Annotated in this window: 6 protein-coding genes and 1 pseudogene; 1 reads left to right on the top strand and 6 read right to left on the bottom strand. The window is 69.2% G+C overall.

What is annotated here, in order from left to right; all coding sequences use genetic code 11:
* The 5 genes from PHQ87_RS14010 to PHQ87_RS13990 all read right to left on the bottom strand — a co-directional run.
* Positions 1 to 212: response regulator (locus tag PHQ87_RS14010; protein WP_300235573.1), on the bottom strand; the 212-nt coding region annotated here is incomplete at its 3' end.
* Between the two features lie 52 nt (positions 213 to 264).
* Entirely contained in the window at positions 265 to 1,290 is a 1,026-nt protein-coding gene (locus PHQ87_RS14005; RefSeq protein ID WP_300235569.1) for an NAD-dependent epimerase/dehydratase family protein, read from the bottom strand.
* On the bottom strand, positions 1,287 to 3,020 hold the full coding sequence (locus tag PHQ87_RS14000) for a glycosyltransferase family 39 protein (protein WP_300235567.1): 1,734 nt from the start codon (positions 3,018 to 3,020) through the stop codon (positions 1,287 to 1,289). The genes PHQ87_RS14005 and PHQ87_RS14000 overlap by 4 nt, the downstream gene beginning before the upstream one ends.
* Positions 3,007 to 3,696, bottom strand: coding sequence for a VTT domain-containing protein (locus tag PHQ87_RS13995; protein ID WP_300235565.1), 690 nt, complete (start codon positions 3,694 to 3,696; stop codon positions 3,007 to 3,009). The genes PHQ87_RS14000 and PHQ87_RS13995 overlap by 14 nt, the downstream gene beginning before the upstream one ends.
* The gene (locus PHQ87_RS13990) at positions 3,693 to 4,478 is read right to left on the bottom strand and encodes a glycosyltransferase family 2 protein (RefSeq protein ID WP_300235563.1); all 786 of its coding nucleotides are present in this window, start codon (positions 4,476 to 4,478) and stop codon (positions 3,693 to 3,695) included. The genes PHQ87_RS13995 and PHQ87_RS13990 overlap by 4 nt, the downstream gene beginning before the upstream one ends.
* Before the next feature lie 71 nt (positions 4,479 to 4,549).
* Here PHQ87_RS13990 and PHQ87_RS13985 point away from each other — a divergent pair.
* Positions 4,550 to 5,191, top strand: a pseudogene (locus tag PHQ87_RS13985) (phosphatase PAP2 family protein); the annotation flags it as partial.
* Positions 5,192 to 5,251: 60 nt separating this feature from the next.
* On the opposite strand, the gene PHQ87_RS13980 reads toward PHQ87_RS13985, so the two are convergent.
* Positions 5,252 to 5,421: AzlD domain-containing protein (locus tag PHQ87_RS13980; RefSeq protein ID WP_300235576.1), on the bottom strand; the 170-nt coding region annotated here is incomplete at its 5' end.

Here is a 5,421-nt window from a genome sequence, read left to right as displayed (position 1 = left end):
GGCTTGCGGCCACGCCAGCGGGTCAGCAGGTCCAGGCCATCGCCATCGGGCAGACCCAGGTCCAGCAGCATCACGTCGAACGGCTCGACTGTCAGCGATGTCCAGGCCGAGGCCAGCGTTCCGCACAGGTCCACGGCGTGCCCGGCCGCGCGCAGTGCCGCCACGATGCCCCGGCCGATCCCCGGATCATCCTCCACCACCAGTACCCGCATGCCGATCGTCCTTTCTCCGCCGCCCGGCCGCCATTGTGCGCCCGCCAGGCGATCAGGCCGCCTGCGGTACCTCGCCGCGCCGGGCCACATAGGGGCGGTACCAGTCGACGAAATGCCGCACCCCCACGTCCAGCGACGTGGCAGGCGCGAAGCCGGTGAGCGCCTGCAGGCGCGACACGTCGGCCCAGGTGTCAGGCACGTCACCCGGCTGCATCGGCAGCAGGCGCTTGTGCGCGGTCTTGCCCAACGCCCGCTCCAGGCTGGCGATGAAATCCATCAGCATCACGGGCGCACTGTTGCCCACGTTGAGCACACGCTGAGGCGGTGCCTCGCCCTGGCGCAGCGGCGGACGGCGCAGCACGCGCACGATGGCCTCGACCACGTCGCCCACATAGGTGAAGTCGCGCCGCATCTGGCCGTGGTTGTAGACGTCGATGGTCTCGCCCGCCTCGATGGCGCGCACGAAACGGAAGATCGCCATGTCGGGTCGGCCCCAGGGGCCGTAGACGGTGAACAGCCGCAGGCCGCTGGCCGGCAGGCCGTACAGGTGGCTGTAGCTGTGGACCATCACCTCGTTGGCCTTCTTGCTGGCCGCGTACAACGACACCGGCCGGTCGGTCACCTTGTCCTCGGACAGCGGCATGGTATTGCCCGCGCCATACACCGAACTGGACGAGGCATAGACCAGGTGGGCCACGCCCGCATGGCGGCAACCCTCCAGCACGTTCATCATGCCGGCGAGATTGCTGTCCAGATAGGCCAGCGGGTTCTCGACCGAGTAGCGCACGCCGGCCTGCGCTGCCAGGTGCAGCACCGCGTCGAAGCGCTCACGCTGGAACAGCGCCGCGGTCGCCGCACGGTCGGCCAGGTCGAGCCGCTCGAAGCGGAACCCGGCCTGCGCCTGCAGCACGGCCAGGCGGTCCTGCTTGAGGCGGAGGTCGTAGTACGGCGTCAGGCTGTCCACGCCGAGCACCTCGGCACCATCGGCCAGCAGCCGCTGGCACGCATGGAAGCCGATGAAGCCGGCGGCGCCGGTAACCAGCACGCGGCTCGGTAGCAGGGTTTCGGGAGTCGTCATGGTTCGAGAATATCCAGGCGCCGGGGTTGCCAGGTGTAGCGGCGTACCTGCTGCGGCGGTGGACAATCGGACCGCATCGCCGACGCATCGAGCAGCACCCATTCGCGCCGGTGCGCCGCCACCAGCGGTTGTGCACGCGACAGATCGAAACAGGTTAACCGGTCGCTGCCCGGCAACAGCAGCCAGCGGCCCGGCCGCTCACGCATCCATTGCCAGGCATTGCGCTCCTGTTCCGCCAGCGGGGCCAGGTAGCTGAAGTGCGTGAGCGGGCGGCGGGCGTACAGCAGGAACTGCTCCTTGAAATCCAGCAGACCCAGTTCGACCGACGCCGGCAGGCGTTGCTCCAGGGTGGCCATGGCGGCCCTGGGCGAGCGGTGCGGGTCCGTCGCTGGCCAGGCCCACAGCGCGACGATGAGCCAGCTGGCCAGGGACACCGCGGCCAGCTGCTCCAGCAGCGGGCGCCGCCAGGCAAGCGCCAGCACCACCAGCGACACCCCCCCCAGGACCAGCAACGGCCACGCGAGATCGGCCAGTTCCTCGGCATAGGCGACCGCCTTCTCACCCAGGACACCGGGCTGCCACAAGGCCAGCGCGCCCAGCGTCAGCACCGTGCCCCCCAGCACCAGGGCCGCCAGCCGCAGAACGGCCACCGTCACACGCGTGCCCTGTTCGGCCACCGCCCGCTGCCAGAGCACCGCCATCACCAGCGCCAGCATCGGCAGCGCCGGCAGGATGTAGACCTCGCGCTTGCCCCGGCTCAGCGAGAAAAAGACAATGACGAGCACCACCCAGGCCAGCAGGATGCGCGCCTTCGGGTCCTCGCGCAGCACGCGACCCAAGCGCCGCCACTGGGTCAGCAACAGCAAGGCCAGCGGCAGCCACACCGTGGGGATGGCCGCGGTGAGGAAGTAATGCCAGGGCTTGAGGTGACCCCAGGGATTGGCATAACGGCCCGCCGTCTGGCGCAGCAGGATGTTGTCGCGGTAGGCGCGCAGCTCCTCGCTGCCCGAGGCGGCCACCTGCCACAGCATCGGCCCCAGCCACAGCGCCAGCGTGGCCAGCAGCGCCACCAGACCCAGCCAGTTGCGCCAGCCCCAGACCCTGCCCGGGATATGGCCGGGCAACGCGGGTGGGCGCGCTGCAGCGCCCCACAGCGCCAGCGGCAGCAGCAGCAGCACCGGCAGAAAACCCACACCCTTGGTCATGATGCCCAGGGCCATGGCCACGAAGGCCGTCAGGTACCAGCCCCAGGCCGGCCCGAGCAGGAAGTGCCGCAGCAAGCCATAGCAGCCCAGGGTGATCCAGAAGCACACCAGCGCATCGATCTGCGCCGTCTTGGCCTGCAGCAGGAACTGGGGGGTGATCAGCAGCACCAGCAGGGCCGTGCGCGCGACGTCGCCGCCCCAGAGCCGGCGCCCGATGTCGTGCACCAGCCAGAGCGTGCCCAGCCCCGCGATCGCGCTCGGCAGCAGAAAGGCCAGCTTGAGCTGGCCCGTGACCAGATAGCACAGCGCCACCAGCCAGACGAACACCGGCGGCTTGTCCGGATAGGGCTCGCCGCCACGCATCGGGAACAACCATTGGCCCGACTCGACCATCTCGCGCGCGATCTGCGCAAATCGCGGCTCATCCGCCGGCCAGGGGCCACGCAGCCCGATGCCCGCCAGCAGCACCACGGCCGCCAGCACCAACAGTGCCCAGGCAGGCAGAGGTTTTCTATGCATCATCATCCAACGATCCATTGAACCGTACCAACCGCTGCTTGAAGCCATGGTGGTACAGATACCAGGCCAGCACGCTGGACATCGCCAGCAGACCCAGGCTGACCCACAGCTTGGTGTTGTCCTGCAGGGCCATGCCCCGCCCCGCATAGGCGAACAGCAGCGACTGCGGCAGGTAGCCCAGCAGGCTCCCCGCCAGCACTTGCCGCAGGTTCAGCCCGGCCAGTGCCGCGGCGATGTTGGTCAGCAGGTTCGAGCCCACGGGCATCAGCCGGATGACGCAGATCCACAGCCAGGTGTCGTCGGCCAGGATCTCGCGCACCCGCTCGATGCGTCGACCGTGCCGCTGGCGCAGCCAGTCCAGACCGGTCAGGCGCACCGCCACCATGGTCAGCAGCGCGCCCAGCGCCGTCAGCAACGTCGCCAACAGGCCGCCCCACCAGCCCCCGAGCAGATAACCGCAGCAGAAGGCCAGCACCTGGCGCGGCGCGCCCAGCGCGGTGTAGACGATGGATCCCAGCGTGAACACCGGCCAGGCAATGGCCCGGTGCTGGCTGAACAACTGGCGCAGCAGATCCTCCTCGGTCACATCACCCAGCCACCCGGCATGCAGGGCCACGAAGGCCAGCGTCAGCACACCGGTCAAGACCAGCGGTTTGACCAGCAGCTTGGCGTCGGATTTCATGCCGACGTGCTTTCCACCTGCTCCAGCAGCGGCTGCTTGCTGCGGCGGATGAGCCAGCGAACGCCGAACATGTCGACGATGCCGACCCACAAGCGGTTCCAGGCCGTGTACTTGGACACGCCGGCCTGCCGGTGGCGGTGGTTCACCGGCACCACGGAGATCTTGCCTCCCAGCCGCAGCACCAGCGCCGGAATGTAGCGGTGCATGTGATCGAAGTACGGCAGCACCAGCCAGGTGCGGCGCGGGATCAGCTTCAATCCGCAGCCGGTGTCCGGCACGCCATCGTCCAGGATGCGGCGACGCACCGCGTTGGCGATCTTCGACTGGATCTTTTTCCACTCGGTGTCGCGCCGGTTCTTGCGGTAGCCGGCGATGCAGAAGTCCTTACCTTGCGCTGCCATCTGTCCGGCCTCGGCCAGCAGCGCCGGGATGTCGGCCGGGTCGTTCTGGCCGTCACCGTCGATCGTCACCAGGTAGCGGCCGCGCGCGTGGCGGGCGGCCGTCATCAGCGCCGTGCTCTGGCCACAGCTGCGCGCATGGCGCAGCAGTTGCGCGGGTGCGCCCAGCTCACGGCAGCGCTGCAGGAACACCTGGCCCGTGCTGTCGCCACTGCCATCGTCCACCAGCACGACCTCGTAGGAACACACCGGCCCCAGCGCCGCCGCGATCTCGGTGACCAGCGCGCCGATGTTGCCCGCCTCGTCCCTGGCAGGAATGAGGACGGAGACCTGGACCACGGACCAGGCATCGAGGCTGTCGGGAAAGGGAGAGAAATCACGCATGGCTGGCGCGCGCCGGCCTTCGGGTGGGCCCGACCGGCACTGAATGGAATGTAAAGACGCGAAATTTTCGCATGATGCACCCGAAGCTTAAGGCTCACTTAAAGCGGTTACCCCAGCATGCGTCCATGCAGCACGCCCGCCTTTCCCGTCCCGCCGCCCTCTGGCTGACCTGCCTGCTGGCGGCCCTGGCCTGGGACGCCAGCAGGCTGGACCTGCCCGTCATGCGCCTGATCGGCGATGCCAACGGTTTTCCTTTGCAGCATCACCCCTGGCTCAGCCGGTGGCTGCACGATGGCCTGCGCCAGGCCGCGCTCGCGCTGCTGGCGGTCCTGCTGCTGAGTACCCTGTGGCCGGGCAGACGTCAGTCTCGCCGGGAACGTTGGGCGGTCCTGCTGGCGGTGCTGGCTGCCGTGTGCGCGGTCAACCTGCTCAAATGGCTCAGCCTCACCAGTTGCCCCTGGGAGCTGGCGGCCTTCGGCGGTGAAGCGCGCTACGTCTCGCACTGGCGCTGGGGCCAGGCCGATGGCGGCAGCGGACGCTGTTTCCCGGGCGGCCACGCCTCCAGCGCGTTCGCCTACATCGGCCTGGCCTTGCCCGGCCTGGCCGGGCGGCAACGCAGGGGCTGGGTCTGGCTGGGCACCGTGTTGTTCTTCGGTGGTGTCGCCGGCCTCACCCAGACGCTGCGCGGTGCCCACTACCCCAGCCACACGCTGTGGACCCTCGTGGTCTGCCTGAGCGCGGCACTGCCCGTCTGGGCGGTGCTGACGCGCCGCTCACCAGCCCAGGCCCAGCCGCAGGGGCAGGTAGACCGCCATACCGACCACGATGGTGCCGAGCACGCCCCGCTGCCAGAAAAACCAGGCCGCACCGGCGGCAGCGGCGAACAGGCGGGCGTCCCGCCAGGTGTCCACCAGCACCCCCTGCGTGGTCACCACCTCGGGCA

Source organism: Hydrogenophaga sp. (assembly GCF_028698005.1).
In the GTDB taxonomy this organism is placed as follows: Bacteria; Pseudomonadota; Gammaproteobacteria; order Burkholderiales; family Burkholderiaceae_C; genus Hydrogenophaga.
The sequence above is the reverse complement of the archived record's forward strand: the minus strand, read 5'-3'. Positions and strand labels throughout refer to the sequence as shown.

Bases quoted from the DNA above. Each gene is read 5' to 3' on its own strand.
- PHQ87_RS14005 (WP_300235569.1), bottom strand. From the start codon at position 1,290: ATGACGACTCCCGAAACCCTGCTACCGAGCCGCGTGCTGGTTACCGGC.
- PHQ87_RS14000 (WP_300235567.1), bottom strand. From the start codon at position 3,020: ATGATGATGCATAGAAAACCTCTGCCTGCCTGGGCACTGTTGGTGCTG.
- PHQ87_RS13995 (WP_300235565.1), bottom strand. From the start codon at position 3,696: ATGAAATCCGACGCCAAGCTGCTGGTCAAACCGCTGGTCTTGACCGGT.
- PHQ87_RS13990 (WP_300235563.1), bottom strand. From the start codon at position 4,478: ATGCGTGATTTCTCTCCCTTTCCCGACAGCCTCGATGCCTGGTCCGTG.